Below are 20114 nucleotides of genomic sequence, written 5' to 3'. Positions count from 1 at the left end.
CTCTAGCGAGCTCGCGGATGCGCCGTCGTGTACATATCGCGCAGAGTGTCCGCCGTCACCATCGTGTAGATCTGCGTCGTCGCCACCGAAGAGTGCCCGAGCAGTTCTTGCACGACTCGCACATCGGCACCACCGGAAAGCAAATGAGTAGCGAAAGAGTGACGGAAAGTGTGCGGCGAAATATCGATACCGAGTTCGACCCGCTCGGCGGCAGCTTGGATGATCAACCACACGTTTTGGCGCGAAAGCCGGGCCCCGCGCGCGCCCATAAACAACGCCGGCGTCGACGGACCCTTCAGCGAGAGCGTCGGCCGCGCCCGCACCAGATATTGCTGAATCGCGTCGCGGGCAAAGCTGCCAACCGGAACAATCCGTTGCTTATTACCCTTGCCCAACAGTCGCACAATGTCACCATCGATCATGTCGTCAACATTGAGCGACACTACCTCGGAGACGCGCGCTCCCGTGGCATAGAGCAGCTCAAGCAGTGCCGTATTGCGCAGAGAAATCACGTCATCGCCCTCGAACGCCGCCAGCACACTCGCCATCTGCTCGATTGTGATTGCCTTCGGCAATCGCATCGACTGCTTCGGAATCGCCACCGCGTGGGCAACATCGACAGTCGCCAACGATTCATCGATGAAGAACGTGTGGATGCCGCGCACCGTCGACAGCATCCGGGCAACCGAGGATGCCGCGAGTGGGCGCTCGGGATCGGCACGCAGGCTGTGCGCAAACGCCGTCACGTCATCCGCGGTGATGGCGTCTGGCGAAACAATGTCGCGTTCGTCGAGGAAGGCGAGGTACGACTCGAGGTCGCGACGATAAGCGGCCAGGGTGTTGGCCGAGAGTCCACGTTCGATCGCCAGGTGCCGCAGATAGCGCTCCGAGGCGACCGCGATCCGGTTTCCCGCTCCAGCGCGCACCGACTCACTCATCTGATTCAACTACTCGCGTGAATTACTCGTCGTAGTTTCGCGGATGCCGCGGCCAGGGCTCATCGGCAGCACCGAGGGTGTTCCAGCCGCGGTCGCGTCCGATCTGGGCCGCAAGCAGTCCCATGCACAGAATCGAGTTCTGGATGCGACGGTCAAGCACCGCATCAACCGCATCCTCGAGAGGAACCCAGCGCATTTCGATGCCCGCTTCTTCGGCAAAACGGTCAAAGGTCTCGCCCGTTGCGCTCACACCGCGCGCAAGGTAGATGCGCACCGCTTCATTGCTTCCGCCCGGCGAGGTCAGCATTTCACTGAGCACGTGCCACGATTCAGCCTGCAAATCGGTCTCTTCAGCGAACTCGCGCTGAGCGGCAACCAGCGGCGACTCGTTCTCAACGTCGAGCAATCCCGCTGGCAGTTCCCAATCGCGAAGGCGCACCGGATGCCGGTATTGCTTGATCAGGAGGACCCGGTCACGCTCATCCAGAGCCAGCACCGCAACAGCACCCGTGTGATTGACAAACTCGCGGGTAATTTCTGATCCCTCTAACTCAAAACGTTCGCGGTCAACGTTCCACACGTGACCACTGAACACTGTTTCAGTGTTGAGCAGGTGTGGGGTGACGCGGTCGTCGCTGAGTTCGTTATGCATCATCCTGCTCAGTCACCTCAAAGAGGCGGTTTGCTTTTTGACGCTCGATCGCTGCGGCAACCAGTCCGCGGAATAGCGGGTGGGCGCGGTTGGGGCGAGATAGGAGCTCGGGGTGTGCCTGAGTTCCCACGTAGTAGGGGTGAACTTCGCGCGGCAGCTCAACAAATTCGACGAGGGTGCGGTCTGGTGAGATTCCGGAGAACGTGAGTCCGGCATCCGCAATCTGCTGGCGGTATTCGTTGTTGACTTCGTAGCGGTGACGGTGACGCTCAGCCGCGGTCGGTGCGCCGTAGATTTCTTCTACGATCGAGCCCGGCTCAAGGTTGGCGTTGTAGAGACCGAGGCGCATCGTGCCGCCCATGTCTCCCCCGGCAATGATGTCGACCTGTTCGGCCATGGTCGCGATAACCGGGTACTTGCTGTCGGCGTCAAACTCGGTCGAGGATGCACCTTCGAGGCCGGCCATGTCGCGAGCGTATTCAATGACCATGCACTGCAGCCCGAGGCAAATCCCGAGAGTGGGGATGCCGTTCTCGCGAACGAATTTGAGCGCTCCGAGCTTGCCTTCGATGCCGCGAACGCCGAATCCACCTGGCACGACAATGCCGTCAAGGTCGGAGAGGTTCTTGGCTGCGCCTTCTGGAGTTTCACATTCGTCGGAAGGAACCCAACGAATGTTGACCTTCGCATTGTTCGCGAAACCACCGGCACGCAGTGCTTCGGTGACCGAGAGGTACGCGTCAGGCAGGTCGATGTATTTGCCGACAAGACCGATGGTGGCTTCGTGCTTGGGGTTGTGCACTGCTTCAAGAAGCTCGTTCCAGCCATCCCAGTTCACTGACTTAGCTTCGTCGAGGCCGAGCTGATTGATGATGTAGGCGTCGAGTCCTTGGCTGTGCAACATTTCGGGGATGTCGTAGATGCTGGAGGCGTCGGTGGCGTTGACGACGGCGTCTTCTTCAACGTCACACATGAGCGCGATCTTGCGCTTGTTGGACTCGGAGACGGGGCGGTCACTGCGCAGAACGAGCGCGTCGGGCTGGATACCGATCGAGCGCAGGGCTGCGACGGAGTGTTGGGTCGGTTTGGTCTTCTGCTCGCCAGAGGCGGCCATGAACGGCACGAGTGAAACGTGCACGAAGAATACGTTCTTGCGCCCGAGTTCGTGGCGCACCTGCCGAGCAGATTCGATGAACGGGAGGCTTTCGATGTCGCCGACGGTTCCACCAATTTCGGTGATGATGACGTCAGGCTGGGGGTTTTCATCGTCGAACGGGCCGGCGGCCTGCAGGCGCATACGGCGCTTGATTTCGTCGGTGATGTGCGGAATCACCTGCACGGTGTCGCCCAGATATTCGCCGCGACGTTCTTTGGCGATCACTTCGGAGTAGATCTGTCCGGTAGTGACGTTCGCTGCTTGGTTGAGCTTGATGTCGAGGAAGCGCTCGTAGTGTCCAATGTCGAGGTCGGTTTCGGCACCATCATCGGTGACGAAGACTTCACCGTGTTGGAAGGGGTTCATGGTGCCGGGATCCACGTTCAGATAGGGATCCAGCTTCTGCATGACGACGCGGAGCCCGCGTGCTGTCAGCAGGTTTCCGAGACTCGCCGCCGTGAGGCCTTTACCGAGAGAAGAGACGACTCCTCCGGTGACGAAGATGTGCTTTGTTACGACCGCGTTTTTATTGTCCACCACGGGGTTCCATCGTATCTCACGACTGGCGTTTAAGTTGCGCTGTTGGGGCGTTTCGTTATCGGCTTAACAGGCTCGCGACACAAAAGTGGCTCTGCGTTAGCGATTTGCCTTCTCAAGTTCGTGCGCGGTGTTGATGAGTTCGCGAGCGTGGGCGAGCCCCGATTCGGAGTCGGGAAGGCCGGAGAGCAGTCGCGCCATTTCGGCGATTCGCGCCTCTCCTTCGAGCTTGTGAACGCTGGATGCCGTGACTGAGCCATCGTCGCCCTTGATGACGCTGAGGTGGTTGTCGGCAAACGCGGCAACCTGGGCAAGGTGGGTGACAACGATCACTTGAGCGGTGCGGCTCAGCTGGGCTAGACGTTTTCCGATTTCGATGGCGGCTGCACCGCCGACTCCGGCATCCACTTCGTCAAAGATGAAGGTGGGCACGGGGTCGTTGCCGGCAATGACAACTTCGATGGCAAGCATGACGCGGGAGAGCTCTCCCCCGGATGCGCCTTTGCCGAGCGGGCGCGGTGGCGCTCCGGGGTGTGGGCGAAGCAGTATCGACACTTCGTCTTTTCCGCTCAGCGAGTAGTCGCTGCGATCTTCAACGGTGACGACGATCTCGGCATTAGCCATGGCGAGTTGCGCAAGTTCGCTGGTGACTTCGGCGGAGAGTCGCTGTGCACTGCTTGTACGCACGTCGCTGACGTTCGCTGCGAGGGCGATGAGTTCGGCCTGATCAGCTTCCACTTGAGCACGGAGCGTATCAATGCGAGTGGAATCGTTGTCGAGTTCCAGTAGTCGCTGACTGCCAGTATCGAGCACGTCGACAACATCGTCGAGGTTGCTTCCGTGTTTGCGTACGAGAGCGGCAAGTTGGCTGCGTCGTTCTTCTACCTGTTCAAGTTCGCGGCTGCCATCTGAATCGAGGCCCGCAAGATAGCTGGCAAGATCGGTCGCGATTTCACCGAGAGTGATGGATGCCGCGGCAAGGGCTTCCGCGATCGACCCGAGTTGGGCGTCATGCTCAGCAACACGCTCAAGCCCTCGATAGGCCGCGGCAAGCTGGGCAACCACATCGGAGCTCTCGTCTGCGGCATCCGCCGACAAGACCGCGTGGGCGCCTTCGGCTGCGAGACGGAGGCCTTCAAGGTTGGCGAGTCGATCGGCACGCTCGGTGAGTTCAACATCTTCACCGCGGCGAACGTCAGCAGCCTCGATCTCATCAATGGCCACGCGTAGTTCTTCGGCTTCCCGACTGCGCAGATCGCCTTCGGCTACGAGCACATCGAGTTCGCCCTGGGCAGACTGCCAGCGGCGGAAGTCGGTTTGGTACTGCTCAAGCACGGTTGCCAATTCGGCTCCAGCGAAACGATCGAGCGCGTTGCGCTGAGCCGTAGCTGACTTGAGACGAATCTGATCGGATTGCCCGTGCACAACAACAAGCTGGTCACCAAGCTCCGTCAGCACCCCGACAGGAGCACTGCGACCGCCAACAACCGCACGACTGCGACCCTCACGTGACACGGTGCGCACGAGCAGCAATTCGCCATCATCAAGATCACCACCGGCATCGCGTACTCGCTCGGCAACGGCAGACTTCGGGTCAATGACCCAGCGCCCTTCAACGGATGCTTGGTCGCTGTCCGCTCGGATCGCTGCCGCATCGGCGCGCTCCCCCAACAGAAGCCCAAGGGCTGTGACCACCATGGTTTTGCCCGCACCGGTTTCACCTGTGAGCGCGGTAAATCCGGGGCCGAGTGGGAGACGTGCTGATGCGATCACTCCGAGATCGCGAATGGAGATCTCTTCGATCACGACTGGGGTCCCTCCTCCGAAGCTGGGCCACGCCATCCGTATACGGGCAGGTTGAATTTCTCTACGAGTCGATCGGTGAACGGCCCCTGTGCGAGGCGCGCGAGGCGCACGGGAACGGGTGACCGGCGAACGACAACTCGAGCGCCGCGGGGAAGATCGTGGGCACGGCGGCCATCACACCAGAGAACACCGGTCCCCATGTTGCGATCCATCACCTCGACGGCAAGCGCAGAATCTGGGCCAACAACAATCGGTCGGGCAAAAAGAGCGTGGGCGCTGAGGGGAACAAGCAGGATGGCGTCAAGACTTGGCCAGACGATGGGTCCGCCGGCCGAGAAGGAGTATGCGGTTGAGCCGGTGGGGGTCGACATGACGACGCCGTCGCAACCAAAGGATGAGAGGGGTCGGCCGTCAACCTCGATGACGACTTCGAGCATCCGCTCTCGGCTGGCTTTTTCTACCGTTGCTTCGTTGAGCGCCCACGTTTCGTAGACGACTTCGGAGTCAACCTTCACCCGCACAGAGAGCGTCATGCGCTCTTCAACGAGGTAGTCGCGCGCCAGAGCACGCTCCACAGTGGAAGTGAGCTCTTCGCGCTCGCTCTCTGCCAGGAATCCGACGTGACCGAGATTAACACCGAGTAGCGGCGCACTGCAGCCACGGGTCAGTTCAGCCGCACGCAGAATCGTGCCATCACCACCGAGCACGATGACGAGCTCAAGTTCGCCCGTTTCGACTTCGTTGCCGAGGCGAGATATCGGAGAGAGATCTGGTTCAGCTTGAAGAATAGTTTCGTAGCTATCGGGCGCCAATACGGGCACGATGCCTGCGGTGATGAGTTGATGGCACACAGAGATCGCGGCCGTCAATGACTCAGCTCGACCGGTGTGAGCAATAACTAGGATGTGGCGATCGGAAGCGTGAGAGTTCTCGGACTGCACCGTGCACCTCTCGTTGGTAGTGATTGACGACTCGTGTCGCGCTGACTCAAACCCCGCCCAAAGCAATGGCGGAGATCTGCGTTAACCATTCTGTCCGATTCCCACCGACAAGTGCGCGTTGCACACGATTCTGGGGATATTGCTCGCGCCAGCGGGCAATTTTCGTCCTGGTGCCGAATCGGTTGGCACACAGCCTCCTGTATACCACCGGGGGTATCGTGGCCCGCACGGCACAATCCCAAGCGAAAGGAACCAAATCTGATGATGTGGGGCTACGGAAATATGGGATGGGCTTGGGGATACGGGCTGCTGGCACTTGCCGGCGTCGCCCTGCTCATCTATGTCATTGTTCGTTTAGCGTCGAGCAAGTCCAGCAGCGAGGGAACACCTGAGAATCCGAGGCACTCTGATGCCTCTGGCGCCAAACGAATCCTCGAAGAACGTTTCGCTCGCGGGGAGCTCACCGCGGAACAATACCGAGAACACCTTCGAGTGCTCAACGAGTCCCCGTAATGTCCGAAATCAGCCGACGTAACGCGCTGATCCTCGGCGGAGTCGGGATCGCCAGTGTCGCGGTGGGCGCTACCGGTGTCTTTTTCAATCAGGGCCCCTCATCTAACTCATCGTCGGGAACAGAATCCGGCAACACCTTTACAGAGCCCGTCGAGTTGCGCAGCAGAGACGGCGCGCTCACTCTGGACCTCACGTCGTCGCCCCAGCGAGTGAGCATTGCTGGCCGCGACGTGAACGCACTGAGCTACAACGGTGTCCTGCCAGGTCCCACCCTGCGCGTTCGCGCGGGAGACACCCTCGCTGTGAGCCTGAAAAATGGCTTAGCCGACCCCAGCAATCTGCACGTGCACGGGCTCCATGTCTCCCCGAACGGCAACAGCGACAACGTGTTCGTCACGGTCGCAGCAGGCGAATCATTCGATTACCAGTACACGTTGCCAGCCGACCATCCTCCCGGCGTGTACTGGTATCACCCGCACCTTCACGGTTTCGTCGCGGAGCAAGTGTTCGGCGGGCTCTACGGCGCCATCATCGTCGAAGACCCCGAACCGATCCCCGCTGACCGAGAACGCCTCCTCGTCATCTCCGACATCACCATCAGCTCAACGGGAAATATTCCAGCGGCGTCGCCGAGGGAAGAGATGTCTGGGCGGGAGGGAGATCTCGTGCTTGTTAACGGACAACTCACTCCAGACATGACCGCCCGCCCCGGTGAACGCGAGCGGTGGCGCATCGTCAACGCCAGCGTCTCCCGCTACTTGCGACTTCGCCTCGACGGACAGCAATTGACTCTGCTCGGCATCGACTCTGGGCGCTTTGAATCGCCTCGGGAAGTCGACGAAATCGTGCTGGCCCCGGGCAACCGAGCCGACCTCATCGTCACGGGCAGCGCTGGCATGTCCAGACTACGAACCCTGAGATACGATCGCGGATCAAACGGCGGAATGATGATGGGAGGCGGATCGCCTGCCGCTGAAGACATCACACTGGCCAGCTTCAGCGTGGCCGGGGATGCCATCGCCGGCCAGCCTGCTCTCCCCAGCCAACCTGCCCAGCGTGACCTCCGCATTGCTACCACAACCGCAAAACGCGAGCTGGTGTTTGCAATGGGAATGGGCGGCGGGATGGGAGCAGGCATGATGTCGCCCACGATCAACGGCCGCGAATTTGATGCCGCCCGCGTCGACACCACTGTCCAATTCGACAGCGTCGAGGAATGGTTGCTAACCAATACCAGCACTCTCGATCATCCGCTGCACCTGCACGTCTGGCCCATGCAAGTCATCGAACAAGACGGGCAACCCGTCGACTCGATCATGTGGCAAGACGTCGTAAACATTCCTGCCCGAAGCACTACGCGCGTGCGGATCGCGTTCGAGGACTTCAGCGGAAAAACCGTCTACCACTGCCACATACTCGACCACGAAGACAACGGGATGATGGGAATCATCACCGCGAACTAGCAACGGAGATAACCATGAACTATGCGCACACGATCACAGTTTCATTGCCCTACGAGGAAGCAATCGCCGCGACGAAGCAAGAACTAGCGAACCAAGGGTTCGGCGTCCTCACCGAAATCGACATCCGAGCGACCTTCACCACAAAGCTTGGCGCCGAGAGTGCAGCTGCGGTCGGCGACTATTTGATCTTGGGCGCGTGCAACCCGGCCCTTGCCGAGCAAGCACTCGCCGCCGACCCCAACATGGGCCTGCTACTGCCCTGCAACGTCGTCATCCGACGAAGCGAGTCTGCCCAGTCGACTACGGTTCAAGCGATCAACCCGCAAACCATGGTCCAACTCAGCTCTGTGCCAGCAGTACAAGCGGTTGCTGATCAAGCAGATGAACGACTTCGTGCCGCTCTGGCAGCTATCGAGGCCGCCAGCAGCCAGTAGCCGGACTCGAGCCCCTTACCGCTCAGGCGATGGCAGCAACCCGCGTTATCCACTCTGTCGGGTTGCTGCCGTTCGGGGCGCTCAACCAGACAAGATACTCACGGTTTCCTGCGTTTCCGGCGATTGGGGAGGAGACGACGCCCGCCGTGCCGAGTCCCACATCCCAAGCAGCCCACAGCACGCCCATGATTGCTTCGTCACGCAAAGCAGAGCCGTGCACAATGCCCTCGCGAATATTGGTGCGACCAACCTCGAATTGCGGCTTGACGAGCAAAACGTAGTCTGCGGCATCCCCCACCGACGCATGCAGCGCCGGAATTACGGTACGCAATGAGATAAACGAGAGATCAGAAACCACCAGTGTGGGAGTTTCGGATGTCCCGCTCAACGCCGCAAGCGACTCTGCAGTGAGATAGCGAGCATTTTCGCGTTCGATGACCCGCACTCGGGCATCCGAACGAATCAGGTCGACGAGTTGGCCATGCCCAACGTCAAGGGCGATTACTTCGCGAGCCCCGCGTTCGAGTAGCACTTGCGTGAATCCGCCAGTGGATGCGCCAACATCGAGGGCGAGCCTGTCTGTGGCGTCAATACCGAACGCCTCAAGCGCGGCAACCAACTTGTGGGCGGCACGGCTCACATAGTGATCGGTCTCGGCAACCTCGATAACGTGGTCATCGGTCACCGGTGTCGAGGCTTTCGGCACCGCAATGCCCTGCACTGTCACGAGGTTGTCTGCGATCAGTTTTGCGGCGTGCGTGCGTGATCGGGCGAGACCACGCGCGGCCAGAGCAGCATCGAGCCGGGTGCTAGCCATGACGCGGGAACGAGTCCCTGCCCTCAAGTTGTTGTTGCAGTTCATCGTGAATTTGCGTGAACGCTGCAGCCCTCGACTCGAGCGGTTGATCTTCGATCAGGCTCAGTCGTGACATCAATCCGTCGACGGGTGATTCATCGCTCATACTCACGAATATAGCTCCGCCGGAACCTCAAGGGCGTAGATGGCGCTCCCGGAATTCCAGATTGCTGCAGCTCCTGCTCGAAGCCGGTCAATGGATGTTCCGGCCGCTGTCACGGTGAGGCGCTGTGCTTCGAGGCGCACTGTCGCCGTTCCCACTGTCGTCACTACGGCGGCGCCGTCGTGCGTAATTACGGTTTCTGGATACGGCTCATGAAGCCCCCGCAGGTCGTCAACGATCATCGTTGGACGCTCTTCGGGGATTGCTGCGAGTACTTGCTTGGCTTGATCGATACCGGTCAAGACGAGCAGAGACGGGATGCCTGAGTTGTTGGCACCGAGAATGTCGGTGTCGAGGCGGTCGCCGATCATGAGTGCTTTGCGGGACTCGTAACGTCGGAACGCTTCTTCGAAAATTGCGACTTCTGGCTTTCCGGCAACGATGGGCAGCCTGCCAACCGCGGTGTGCACGGCAGAAACGAGGGTGCCGTTTCCTGGTGCTGTTCCGCGCGCTTGGGGAATGGTCCAATCGGTGTTTGTGGCAACCCACGGGATGCCGTCGTCGCCACCTTTGAGAGCGAACGCTGCTTCTGCAAGGTGTGTCCACGCCACATCGGGCGCAAAGCCCTGAACGACTGCGGCTGGCGAGTCTTCGGCGGAGCGTGTGACGACGAAGCCAGACTTCTCGAGCTCGCTCGTGAGTCCGTCTCCCCCCACCACCATGACGGTTGAACCAGCTGGCACCAACTCGCGCAGAAGAGTCATCGCCGCTTGGGGCGACGTGACGACGTCGTTCGCCTCGACCCGCAATCCGAGTTCGCTCAGATGAGTGGCGACGGATGCGTCGGTGCGCGAAGCATTGTTGGTGATATAGGCGACCTGGGCGCCCTCTATCGCGTTGATGCTGTCGACGGCATGAGGAATAGCATTAGCGCCCCGGTAAACAACACCGTCGAGGTCGGCAAGAACTAGGGAAATTCCAGTGAGCGGTGTCTTAGTCGACACGCTCGCCACTTTCGCCTTCGTTCCCATCAGTCTCGTCAGTGACGTCCAGAGGCTCATCAGCATTCTCAGTTTCTGTCTCGGATGCCGCGGCGGGTGCAGTGTCGACCTCAGACGTGACTTCGTCGATTTCGTACTCAAATTCTTCTTCAACGACTTCGATGGTTGCATCGTCATCGTCGTTGAGCGCGTCGGCTGCGACATCTGCACGATCAAACCAGATCGCTGCTTCTTCTTCGCGACCGAGTTCTTCGAGCACAGTGCCGTAGGCGCCAAAGAGTGCTGGGCTATAGCTGAACGCTTTAGTCGGGTCGAGTTGCGGAATCTGCAGTTCGGTCAGGGCTTCTTCGGCTTGACCGAGGTCGAGCCGAGCACCAGACATGGCGATCGCGAGCTCTACCTGCACGCCGGTCGACAGGGTGCTTCGGCGCACGGATCGTCCGAGCTCGAGTGCACGTTCGGGGCGTTCGAGGCCACGTTCGCTATCAACCATCATCGGTAGTTGGTCGTCGCGACCGGAGATGCGACGGTAGGTGCGCAGTTCGCGCAGCGCGAGGGCGTAGTCCTCTGTTGCGTAGGCGGTGATTGCGAGGGTTTCGCGCACAACACCAATTCGGCCGGCTCGACGAGCGGCAGAGATGGCGTGTTGGTGCGCAAGCTCAGGATCACTTTCGATGAGCTGCGAGACCATGACGAGGTGCAGGGCTACGCCTTCTGCGTTTTCCTTGCTCAGAGTCTTCAGTTCATTGGATGCGATTCGATCAAGCATCTTTGGGGTAATTCCCGCGGGAATTTCCGGCGCCTGGTGGAATGCGCGAACGGAGCGGATGCCGAAGGGATCGCGATCTTCTTCTGGCTCGCGTTCGCTGGCGTTGTGGTCTCCGCGTGCGGGGGCGCCGCCTTTGGTCCAAAGACGCTTCTCGGGGGGCCCATCGCTGCGTCCGGATCCGCGGTCGGGACGACCTCCACGTTCCGGGCGACCGGAGCCGTCGTTGCGTGGGGGTCGTGCGGGGCGATCGCTGCGCTCGGGACCACCTGAACGGTCGCCACGATCGGGGCGGTCACCAGAACGAGGTGGCCGGCTATCGCGGTCACCTGACCGTTGCGGCCGACTGTCGCGGTCGCCGGAGCGGGGTGGGCGGGTGTCGTCGTTTGACCGTGCGGGGCGACCCTCGCGGTCTCCGGAGCGGGGTGGACGGGTGTCGTCGCCTTCGGGCTTTGCGCGCCAAGGACGATCGGATCCGGATGCGGGCTTGCCGCGGGCTGGTCCACCTGCGGCGTTGTCGCGGCGAGGTCTTCCATCGCTTGGACGGCCCTCTCCTGGTCGCCCACCGGTGGGTCGACCACCAGATCGAGGCGCGCCAGAGCGGTTTCCGTGGGGTCGGCTGTCGCGACGCCCATCGTTACCTGACGAATCACTCACTTTTTGCTCCTGAATCTGGATGGAACTTAACGCAAAATGGCCACCCGCTGTGTCTATTAAACACAGTGGTGGCCATTTCACAATTGAAGTCCGGCGGTGTCCTACTCTCCCACAAGGTCCCCCTTGCAGTACCATCGGCGCAGAGAGTCTTAGCTTCCGGGTTCGGAATGTAACCGGGCGTTTCCCTCTCGCTATGGCCGCCGAAACACTATTGATTTATGTATCAGTCTGGGCCAGTTCACATCACAGAGCTTCCACCTAGGGTGGGGCTCAGCAGTGTGTGCTGGGCGCAGTTCCCGACCGTAAATCGGGAACCACAAAGTGGACGCGAGAATTCTTCTCAGTCACCATTCGACAGTCAAAGACTGCCGAGTGAGGTGGGGTGTTATCAATTTATCGACTTATTAGTACTGGTCAGCTCCACAGGTCGTTAGTCCCTGCTTCCACATCCAGCCTATCAACGCAGTAGTCTAGCTGCGAGTCTCTCGGCCTAAGCCATGGAAATCTCATCTTGAAGCTGGCTTCCCGCTTAGATGCTTTCAGCGGTTATCCATTCCGAACGTAGCTAATCAGCGGTGCTCCTGGCGGAACAACTGACACACCAGAGGTTCGTCCATCCCGGTCCTCTCGTACTAGGGATAGATCTTCTCAAATTTCCTGCGCGCGCAGAGGATAGGGACCGAACTGTCTCACGACGTTCTAAACCCAGCTCGCGTACCGCTTTAATGGGCGAACAGCCCAACCCTTGGGACCTACTCCAGCCCCAGGATGCGACGAGCCGACATCGAGGTGCCAAACCATGCCGTCGATATGGACTCTTGGGCAAGATCAGCCTGTTATCCCCGAGGTACCTTTTATCCGTTGAGCGACAGCGCTTCCACAAGCCACTGCCGGATCACTAGTCCCGACTTTCGTCCCTGCTCGACTTGTCAGTCTCACAGTCAAGCTCCCTTGTGCACTTACACTCGACACCTGATTACCAACCAGGTTGAGGGAACCTTTGGGCGCCTCCGTTACTTTTTGGGAGGCAACCGCCCCAGTTAAACTACCCACCATGCACTGTCCCTGAACCGGATCACGGTTCGAAGTTAGATATCCAATATGACCAGAGTGGTATTTCAACAATGACTCCACCTGAACTAGCGTCCAAGCTTCACAGTCTCCCACCTATCCTACACAGGCCACACCGAACACCAATACAAAGCTATAGTAAAGGTCACGGGGTCTTTCCGTCCTTCTGCGCGTAACGAGCATCTTTACTCGTAGTGCAATTTCGCCGAGTTCGCGGTTGAGACAGCTGGGAAGTCGTTACGCCATTCGTGCAGGTCGGAACTTACCCGACAAGGAATTTCGCTACCTTAGGATGGTTATAGTTACCACCGCCGTTTACTGGGGCTTAAATTCACAGCTTCGCCTTACGACTAACCGTTCCTCTTAACCTTCCAGCACCGGGCAGGCGTCAGTCCGTATACATCGTCTTGCGACTTAGCACGGACCTGTGTTTTTAGTAAACAGTCGCTTCCCACTGGTCTCTGCGGCCCTGCAGCGCTCCCGGAGTAAATCCGTTCACGCCTTAGGCCCCCCTTATCCCGAAGTTACGGGGGCATTTTGCCGAGTTCCTTAACCACGATTCTCTCGATCTCCTTAGTATTCTCTACCTGATCACCTGAGTCGGTTTGGGGTACGGGTAACTTGAACCTCGCGTCGATGCTTTTCTTGGCAGCATAGGATCACTGATTTCGTCTTGACGACTACCCATCGGGTCTCAGGCTTAATGAACGACGGATTTGCCTATCGTTCGCCCTACATCCTTAGACCGGGACAACCATCGCCCGGCTCAGCTACCTTCCTGCGTCACACCTGTTAATACGCTAACCGCACCAGAATAGGGTCGTACGCTAGGCCCCACGCCTCACCCCGAAGGGATTGGTCTAGGGGATTCAGATACTTAGCATTACTGGATTAGTTGGGACGGTTCTTCGTCAGTACGGGAATATCAACCCGTTGTCCATCGACTACGCCTGTCGGCCTCGCCTTAGGTCCCGACTTACCCAGGGCGGATTAGCCTGGCCCTGGAACCCTTGATCATTCGGAGGACGGGTTTCTCGCCCGTCTTTCGCTACTCATGCCTGCATTCTCACTCGTGTAGGCTCCACGGCTGGTTTACACCGCCGCTTCACTGCCCACACGACGCTCTCCTACCACTCCGTACGGCTGAACCACGAAGGCTTACCTATAATACGAAATCTACAACTTCGGTGGTGTGCTTGAGCCCCGTTACATTGTCGGCGCGGAATCACTTGACCAGTGAGCTATTACGCACTCTTTCAAGGGTGGCTGCTTCTAAGCCAACCTCCTGGTTGTCTGTGCAACTCCACATCCTTTCCCACTTAGCACACGCTTGGGGACCTTAGTTGGTAGTCTGGGCTGTTACCCTCTCGACGATGAAGCTTATCCCCCACCGTCTCACTGCTGCGCTCTCACTTACCGGCATTCGGAGTTTGGCTAACGTCAGTAACCTTTTAGGGCCCATCAGCTATCCAGTAGCTCTACCTCCGGCAAGAAACACGCAACGCTGCACCTAAATGCATTTCGGAGAGAACCAGCTATCACGAAGTTTGATTGGCCTTTCACCCCTATCCACAGCTCATCCCCTCCATTTTCAACTGAAGTGGGTTCGGTCCTCCACGTGCTCTTACACACGCTTCAACCTGGCCATGGATAGATCACTTCGCTTCGGGTCTAGAACCAGCGACTATTTCGCCCTATTAAGACTCGCTTTCGCTACGGCTGCCCCACACGGGTTAACCTCGCCACTGATCACTAACTCGCAGGCTCATTCTTCAAAAGGCACGCTGTCACAGCTACTAAGGCTGCTCCAACGGTTTGTAAGCAAACGGTTTCAGGTACTATTTCACTCCCCTCCCGGGGTACTTTTCACCTTTCCCTCACGGTACTTGTCCGCTATCGGTCATCTGGAAGTATTTAGGCTTATCAGGTGGTCCTGACAGATTCACACGGGATTTCTCGGGCCCCGTGCTACTTGGGATACTCTTCGAACCATTGACACATTTCGACTAAGGGGCTGGCACCCTCTATGGCGTGGCTTTCAATCCACTTCGTCTATATATCGTTGTAATTCTTGCTGTACGGCAGTAACAGCTGAAAAGTCCCACTACCCCGACCATGCAACGCCTGCCGGCTATCACACATGATCGGTTTGGCCTCTTCCGGTTTCGCTCGCCACTACTAACGGAATCACGGTTGTTTTCTCTTCCTGTGGGTACTGAGATGTTTCACTTCCCCACGTTCCCTCTACCCGCCCTATATATTCAGGCGGGAGTCACTGAGTCGTCTTGCAACGCCCAGCGGGGTTTCCCCATTCGGAAATCCTCGGATCACAGCTCTATTATCAGCTCCCCGAGGCTTATCGCAGATTTATACGTCCTTCTTCGGCTCCAGATGCCAAGGCATCCACCGTTTGCTCTTAGAAAATTGATATCACATGAGTATAAGAATCGATCGCGGCACCTAAATGCCGAGATTGACCAATGAACTGCCACACCCAAAGGCATGACAGCAATTGTTATTTCTTGTGATCCGACCTTTCGGTCGAATCTAAGATGCTCGCGTCCACTGTGTAGTTCTCAAAATACGGGCGGTATCCTCCCTCATCCCCCAACCTGCAGGAAACAAGACCAGGATCCATCAGACCCAAAGACACCTTTCGATGTCCCAGGTCCTAAGGTACGAACACGAACCTTTCAGTCCGAGCCCGGTCCCTCAGGACCCAACAACGTGCAAAGACCAGCACCCCCATAAACCCTCGTTCCTACCAACCGAAGTCAGCGTACTGAAGAGAAAATAGTTCCTCTGGCCACAATGTCAATGTTCCACCCATGAGCGCCGTCTACCCCGAACAGGGCAGTACGACTTGGCAACATAATGCGTTTCCCACTAACCCTGTGTATACCGCAGGGACGAAAAAACGCGTTGCACATGCTCCTTAGAAAGGAGGTGATCCAGCCGCACCTTCCGGTACGGCTACCTTGTTACGACTTAGTCCTAATTACCAATCCCACCTTCGACAGCTCCTCCCCTTGCGGGTTAGGCCACTGGCTTCGGGTGTTACCGACTTTCATGACTTGACGGGCGGTGTGTACAAGGCCCGGGAACGTATTCACCGCAGCGTTGCTGATCTGCGATTACTAGCGACTCCGACTTCATGAGGTCGAGTTGCAGACCTCAATCCGAACTGAGACCGACTTTTTGGGATTCGCTCCACCTTGCGGTATTGCAGCCCTTTGTATCGGCCATTGTAGCATGCGTGAAGCCCAAGACATAAGGGGCATGATGATTTGACGTCATCCCCACCTTCCTCCGAGTTGACCCCGGCAGTCTCCTTTGAGTTCCCACCATTACGTGCTGGCAACAAAGAACGAGGGTTGCGCTCGTTGCGGGACTTAACCCAACATCTCACGACACGAGCTGACGACAACCATGCACCACCTGTTTACGAGTGTCCAAAGAGTGAACTATTTCTAGCCCGTTCTCGTATATGTCAAGTCTTGGTAAGGTTCTTCGCGTTGCATCGAATTAATCCGCATGCTCCGCCGCTTGTGCGGGCCCCCGTCAATTCCTTTGAGTTTTAGCCTTGCGGCCGTACTCCCCAGGCGGGGAACTTAATGCGTTAGCTGCGACACAGAAACCGTGGAATGGTCCCTACATCTAGTTCCCAACGTTTACGGCATGGACTACCAGGGTATCTAATCCTGTTCGCTCCCCATGCTTTCGCTCCTCAGCGTCAGTAACGGCCCAGAGATCTGCCTTCGCCATTGGTGTTCCTCCTGATATCTGCGCATTCCACCGCTACACCAGGAATTCCAATCTCCCCTACCGCACTCTAGTCTGCCCGTACCCACTGCAGGCTGGGGGTTGAGCCCCCAGTTTTCACAGCAGACGCGACAAACCGCCTACGAGCTCTTTACGCCCAATAATTCCGGATAACGCTTGCACCCTACGTATTACCGCGGCTGCTGGCACGTAGTTAGCCGGTGCTTTTTCTGCAGGTACCGTCAGACCGAAGCCCTTCTTCCCTACTAAAAGAGGTTTACAACCCGAAGGCCGTCGTCCCTCACGCGGCGTTGCTGCATCAGGCTTGCGCCCATTGTGCAATATTCCCCACTGCTGCCTCCCGTAGGAGTCTGGACCGTGTCTCAGTTCCAGTGTGGCCGGTCACCCTCTCAGGCCGGCTACCCGTCGTAGGCTTGGTGAGCCATTACCTCACCAACTACCTGATAGGCCGCGAGTCCATCCTTGACCGAAATTCTTTCCAGCTCCTAGCCATGCGGCTGAAGCTCGTATCCGGTATTAGACGTCGTTTCCAACGCTTATTCCAGAGTCAAGGGCAGGTTACTCACGTGTTACTCACCCGTTCGCCACTAATCCACAGAGCAAGCTCTGCTTCATCGTTCGACTTGCATGTGTTAAGCACGCCGCCAGCGTTCATCCTGAGCCAGGATCAAACTCTCCATAAATGTTTTTTAGCAACCACAAGCAAGCTTGCAGAAGCACATTGTGTGCAAGGACTAACCGGAATAGGTCAGAACCTTGCAAGTTTGAAACTGACAGAACAAATCAATACTGACTTGCTTTGTTGTTTATATCTTTTCCAAAGGAATCCGCTGCACCAGCAATCACGACCCGAAATGGGACGATTTCACTAAGCACAGTCGGGTTTTTGGCATTTGACATTGTGCACGCTGTTGAGTTCTCAAGGATCGGACGCTCCTGACCTCCACCGCACAACGGCTTCACCCCAGGGCTTTCAAACCTGTGTTGGCAACCCCCACATACATGCGGAAGGCAACCTGTCTAACTTACCAGCTTCACCGCGCTTGTCAAACCAACCATCCGGCACCAGAACGGCACCCAACAACTGACCAACACGCGAATAAAGCGGGTTCTCATCCTAAGATCTGACACCGAAACCCACAAGAGGTAAAACGATGTTTGACTCGACCACAACTCGAAAGTTGAGGAGGATGGTGGTCCCCACTTGAGGCCGGACACTCAGCAGCAAAAACTGACTTAGCGATCCGCACCTTTGGGGTGACTAGAAAGAACTTTACGTGCAGAATCCCCCTCCCGCCAATACCGAGAACATCCCGGGCGTGTCGAGAAAGTGAGCACCACAAAACACTGTGCTCCGACCACACTCGGCACTGAAAGTTGAGGGTGGGCGACCAGAATTGGCGAGGAATCGAAATGACGAGTGCCACGGCTCCGCTGCCGAATGCTTAGCGCGTGTTCATCGCCGACATCGACGCGGGGACTGACAAGGGCACGACTTCGTAAACCACGTGGACAAATTGGCCTACAGCCGCGGCTGAGGTCAAGCGCAAGCGATCGGCGCCCACGACGCGAGGAAAGAGTGGCGCGCCACCCAGCACAGCTGCGGGCGCGAACGAGATAGAGATTTCATCGAGGGCTCCCGCATCGAAGAATTGGCCAGCCAATTCGCCGCCACCGACGACCCAGATGTCGCCGTCACCCGCAACTTCGCAGATCGAGGGCAGAGCATCCGCAACGTTGCCTCGAACGAATCGAACGTCGGCACCGTGGGGAACCGGTAAATCGCGAGTCGTGAAGACAAAGGTCGGCTTGTCACCAAAAAGTTCAGCCCACTTATGCGGTTGCGCGATGAGGTCTTCGTGCTCGAGCACCCACTCATAGGTGGTCGCCCCCTCGACCAGAACGGTCGCAGTGGGAGCAACAGCGGGAGTTTCATCATCCGCAACAGCGAAAAGCCACTCAAGAGAATTTGCCTCGTCAGCAATATAACCGTTGAGAGTGGATGCGGTTTCGAACAGAATGCGGGACATTCCGTCAGGCTACGCCGACCCTACGACGTAACGAAAATTCCAGCGAGGGTCTTCTTGCCGCGACGGAGAACCGCCACATCCCCTGGCAACAAATCGCCACCAACAGTCGCCTGGTCATCCGCCACCGCAACATTGTTGAGGTAGACGCCACCCTGAGAAATGGCGCGACGCGCCTCACTCGCACTCGACACCAGCGCAGTATCTACGAGCAGTTGCACGATAGTGGCATCCGCTGCGGCATCGACGTGGTTGAGCTCTCGCAGCGCTGAAGCAAGAGTGTGGGCATCCAACGATGCCAACTCCCCCTGGCCGAATAGCGCAGCAGACGCCGATATCGCCGCTTCGGTGGCAGCGCGGCCGTGAACCAACGACGTCACCTCGAAGGCAAGGGTCTTCTGCGCTTCGCGCCTAAACGGCGCCTCCGCCACAGCAGTTTCGAGTTCTGAAATACGTTCCCGCGAGAAAAACGTGAAAATCTTCAGCCTCTGGATGACATCCGCATCATCAGTGTTGAGCCAGAACTGGTAAAACGCGTACGGGCTCGTCATCTCAGAGTCGAGCCAGATCGCATTGCCCTCACTCTTGCCGAACTTGGTGCCATCCGAGTTGGTGATGAGCGGGGTACCGATCGCGTGAACGCTTGCGCCCTCAGCCTTGTGGATGAGATCTGTACCGCTCGTGAGGTTGCCCCACTGATCACTGCCGCCCGACTGCAGCACACAACCGTAGCTGCGGTAGAGCTCCAGATAGTCCATACCCTGCATGACTTGGTAGCTGAACTCGGTGTAGCTAATTCCGGCGTCACTGTTAAGGCGTGCGCTGACGGCATCCTTCTTCAGCATTGTGCCGACCCGGAAGTACTTGCCGACATCCCGCAGAAAGTCGATCGCGCTCATCGGCGCTGTCCAGTCGAGGTTATTGACCATGCGCACCGCATTGTCGCCCTCGGTGCTGAGGAACTTCGAAACCTGAGCCTGCAAGTAGCTCACCCATTCGGCAACCGTCTCGTTGTCGTTGAGGGTGCGTTCAGCCGTGGGCCGAGGATCTCCAATGAGGCCGGTGGCTCCCCCAACGAGTCCAAGCGGTTTGTGGCCAGCAAGCTGGAGGCGGCGAAGCAGCAGGAGCTGCACGAGGTTTCCGAGGTGCAGGCTTGGTGCAGTCGGATCGAATCCGCAGTAGTAGGTGATCGGGTCGCCAGCCAGAAGCTCCTTGAGAGCATCCGCGTCTGTCGAGACATGCACGAGGCCGCGCCAGACGAGTTCGTCCCACAGGGTCGCGAAAGAGGCGTCGTTGCTTTGATTGCTGAGTGATTCTGATGCGGTCGCTGACACGCCTTTAACCGTAGTGGAGGTTGCGGCAACTCGTGACGCGGCAGGGAAGCAAGGCTGAGAGTCTGATTGTCAAGAA

At 58.1% G+C, this 20114-nt stretch carries 14 protein-coding genes and 3 rRNA genes; 3 read left to right on the top strand and 14 right to left on the bottom strand.

All coding sequences use genetic code 11. From position 1 onward, the window contains the following. Window positions 1-2: 2 nt before the first annotated feature. From AC1ENN_RS06065 to AC1ENN_RS06045, 5 genes are all read right to left on the bottom strand, one after another. Complete coding sequence (locus tag AC1ENN_RS06065) at window positions 3-938, bottom strand: site-specific tyrosine recombinase XerD (protein WP_449646467.1); 936 nt, start codon at window positions 936-938, stop codon at window positions 3-5. Window positions 939-960: 22 nt separating this feature from the next. Beyond that, window positions 961-1593 (bottom strand): NUDIX domain-containing protein, encoded by a 633-nt coding sequence (locus AC1ENN_RS06060; protein WP_480406861.1) that lies wholly within the window; start codon window positions 1591-1593, stop codon window positions 961-963. After that, window positions 1583-3286: a CTP synthase gene (locus AC1ENN_RS06055; RefSeq protein WP_480406860.1), complete on the bottom strand. Its 1704-nt coding sequence runs from the start codon at window positions 3284-3286 to the stop codon at window positions 1583-1585. Before AC1ENN_RS06055 ends, AC1ENN_RS06060 begins: the two co-directional genes overlap by 11 nt. Before the next feature lie 96 nt (window positions 3287-3382). Then, window positions 3383-5089, bottom strand: a complete 1707-nt coding sequence (gene recN, locus AC1ENN_RS06050) for a DNA repair protein RecN (RefSeq protein WP_480406859.1) — start codon at window positions 5087-5089, stop codon at window positions 3383-3385. Further along, a complete protein-coding gene (locus tag AC1ENN_RS06045) occupies window positions 5086-6030 on the bottom strand; it encodes an NAD kinase (protein WP_449646463.1) in 945 nt (314 codons plus the stop codon). Before AC1ENN_RS06045 ends, recN begins: the two co-directional genes overlap by 4 nt. 261 nt (window positions 6031-6291) lie before the next feature. On the opposite strand from AC1ENN_RS06045, the gene AC1ENN_RS06040 reads away from it, so the two are divergent. The 3 genes from AC1ENN_RS06040 to AC1ENN_RS06030 are packed head-to-tail and all read left to right on the top strand — an operon-like array spanning window position 6292 to window position 8440. After that, window positions 6292-6543, top strand: coding sequence for an SHOCT domain-containing protein (locus AC1ENN_RS06040; RefSeq protein WP_480406858.1), 252 nt, complete (start codon window positions 6292-6294; stop codon window positions 6541-6543). Then, window positions 6543-8006 carry a multicopper oxidase family protein gene (locus AC1ENN_RS06035; protein ID WP_480406857.1) on the top strand — a complete coding sequence of 488 codons (1464 nt, stop codon included), beginning with the start codon at window positions 6543-6545 and terminating at the stop codon, window positions 8004-8006. The genes AC1ENN_RS06040 and AC1ENN_RS06035 overlap by 1 nt, the downstream gene beginning before the upstream one ends. A gap of 14 nt (window positions 8007-8020) precedes the next feature. Continuing rightward, a complete protein-coding gene (locus tag AC1ENN_RS06030; RefSeq protein WP_480406856.1) occupies window positions 8021-8440 on the top strand; it encodes a DUF302 domain-containing protein in 420 nt (139 codons plus the stop codon). Between the two features lie 22 nt (window positions 8441-8462). Here the strand turns inward: AC1ENN_RS06030 and AC1ENN_RS06025 are convergent, their stop codons facing one another. The 9 genes from AC1ENN_RS06025 to tyrS form a co-directional block, all read right to left on the bottom strand. Continuing rightward, the gene (locus AC1ENN_RS06025) at window positions 8463-9257 is read right to left on the bottom strand and encodes a TlyA family RNA methyltransferase (protein ID WP_480406855.1); all 795 of its coding nucleotides are present in this window, start codon (window positions 9255-9257) and stop codon (window positions 8463-8465) included. Beyond that, entirely contained in the window at window positions 9250-9402 is a 153-nt protein-coding gene (locus AC1ENN_RS06020) for a hypothetical protein (RefSeq protein ID WP_341952173.1), read from the bottom strand. Before AC1ENN_RS06020 ends, AC1ENN_RS06025 begins: the two co-directional genes overlap by 8 nt. A gap of 2 nt (window positions 9403-9404) precedes the next feature. Next, window positions 9405-10430 carry an HAD-IIA family hydrolase gene (locus tag AC1ENN_RS06015; RefSeq protein WP_449648165.1) on the bottom strand — a complete coding sequence of 342 codons (1026 nt, stop codon included), beginning with the start codon at window positions 10428-10430 and terminating at the stop codon, window positions 9405-9407. Continuing rightward, entirely contained in the window at window positions 10393-11823 is a 1431-nt protein-coding gene (locus tag AC1ENN_RS06010) for a hypothetical protein (RefSeq protein ID WP_480406854.1), read from the bottom strand. Before AC1ENN_RS06010 ends, AC1ENN_RS06015 begins: the two co-directional genes overlap by 38 nt. A gap of 88 nt (window positions 11824-11911) precedes the next feature. Continuing rightward, window positions 11912-12028: ribosomal RNA gene (gene rrf / locus AC1ENN_RS06005) — 5S ribosomal RNA — on the bottom strand. Between the two features lie 179 nt (window positions 12029-12207). Next, window positions 12208-15324 (bottom strand): 23S ribosomal RNA (locus AC1ENN_RS06000). A 509-nt stretch (window positions 15325-15833) separates the two neighbouring features. Then, window positions 15834-17360, bottom strand: a 16S ribosomal RNA gene (locus AC1ENN_RS05995). The 16S, 23S and 5S rRNA genes sit together here, the layout of an rRNA operon. Window positions 17361-18122: 762 nt before the next feature. Then, a complete protein-coding gene (locus AC1ENN_RS05990) occupies window positions 18123-18707 on the bottom strand; it encodes a dihydrofolate reductase family protein (RefSeq protein WP_480406853.1) in 585 nt (194 codons plus the stop codon). Between the two features lie 20 nt (window positions 18708-18727). Next, window positions 18728-20038 carry a tyrosine--tRNA ligase gene (tyrS, locus tag AC1ENN_RS05985; RefSeq protein WP_449649003.1) on the bottom strand — a complete coding sequence of 437 codons (1311 nt, stop codon included), beginning with the start codon at window positions 20036-20038 and terminating at the stop codon, window positions 18728-18730. Window positions 20039-20114 lie beyond the last annotated feature (76 nt).

The organism is Rhodoglobus sp. G.S.23 (genome assembly GCF_056675935.1).
The sequence above is the reverse complement of the archived record's forward strand: the minus strand, read 5'-3'. Positions and strand labels throughout refer to the sequence as shown.

Coding starts and splice junctions, on each gene's coding strand:
- AC1ENN_RS06030 (WP_480406856.1), top strand. CDS start 8,021: ATGAACTATGCGCACACGATCACAGTTTCATTGCCCTACGAGGAAGCA.
- AC1ENN_RS06040 (WP_480406858.1), top strand. CDS start 6,292: ATGATGTGGGGCTACGGAAATATGGGATGGGCTTGGGGATACGGGCTG.
- AC1ENN_RS06015 (WP_449648165.1), bottom strand. CDS start 10,430: ATGGGAACGAAGGCGAAAGTGGCGAGCGTGTCGACTAAGACACCGCTC.
- AC1ENN_RS06065 (WP_449646467.1), bottom strand. CDS start 938: ATGAGTGAGTCGGTGCGCGCTGGAGCGGGAAACCGGATCGCGGTCGCC.
- AC1ENN_RS06025 (WP_480406855.1), bottom strand. CDS start 9,257: ATGGCTAGCACCCGGCTCGATGCTGCTCTGGCCGCGCGTGGTCTCGCC.
- AC1ENN_RS06020 (WP_341952173.1), bottom strand. CDS start 9,402: ATGAGCGATGAATCACCCGTCGACGGATTGATGTCACGACTGAGCCTG.
- AC1ENN_RS06035 (WP_480406857.1), top strand. CDS start 6,543: ATGTCCGAAATCAGCCGACGTAACGCGCTGATCCTCGGCGGAGTCGGG.
- AC1ENN_RS05990 (WP_480406853.1), bottom strand. CDS start 18,707: ATGTCCCGCATTCTGTTCGAAACCGCATCCACTCTCAACGGTTATATT.
- AC1ENN_RS06060 (WP_480406861.1), bottom strand. CDS start 1,593: ATGATGCATAACGAACTCAGCGACGACCGCGTCACCCCACACCTGCTC.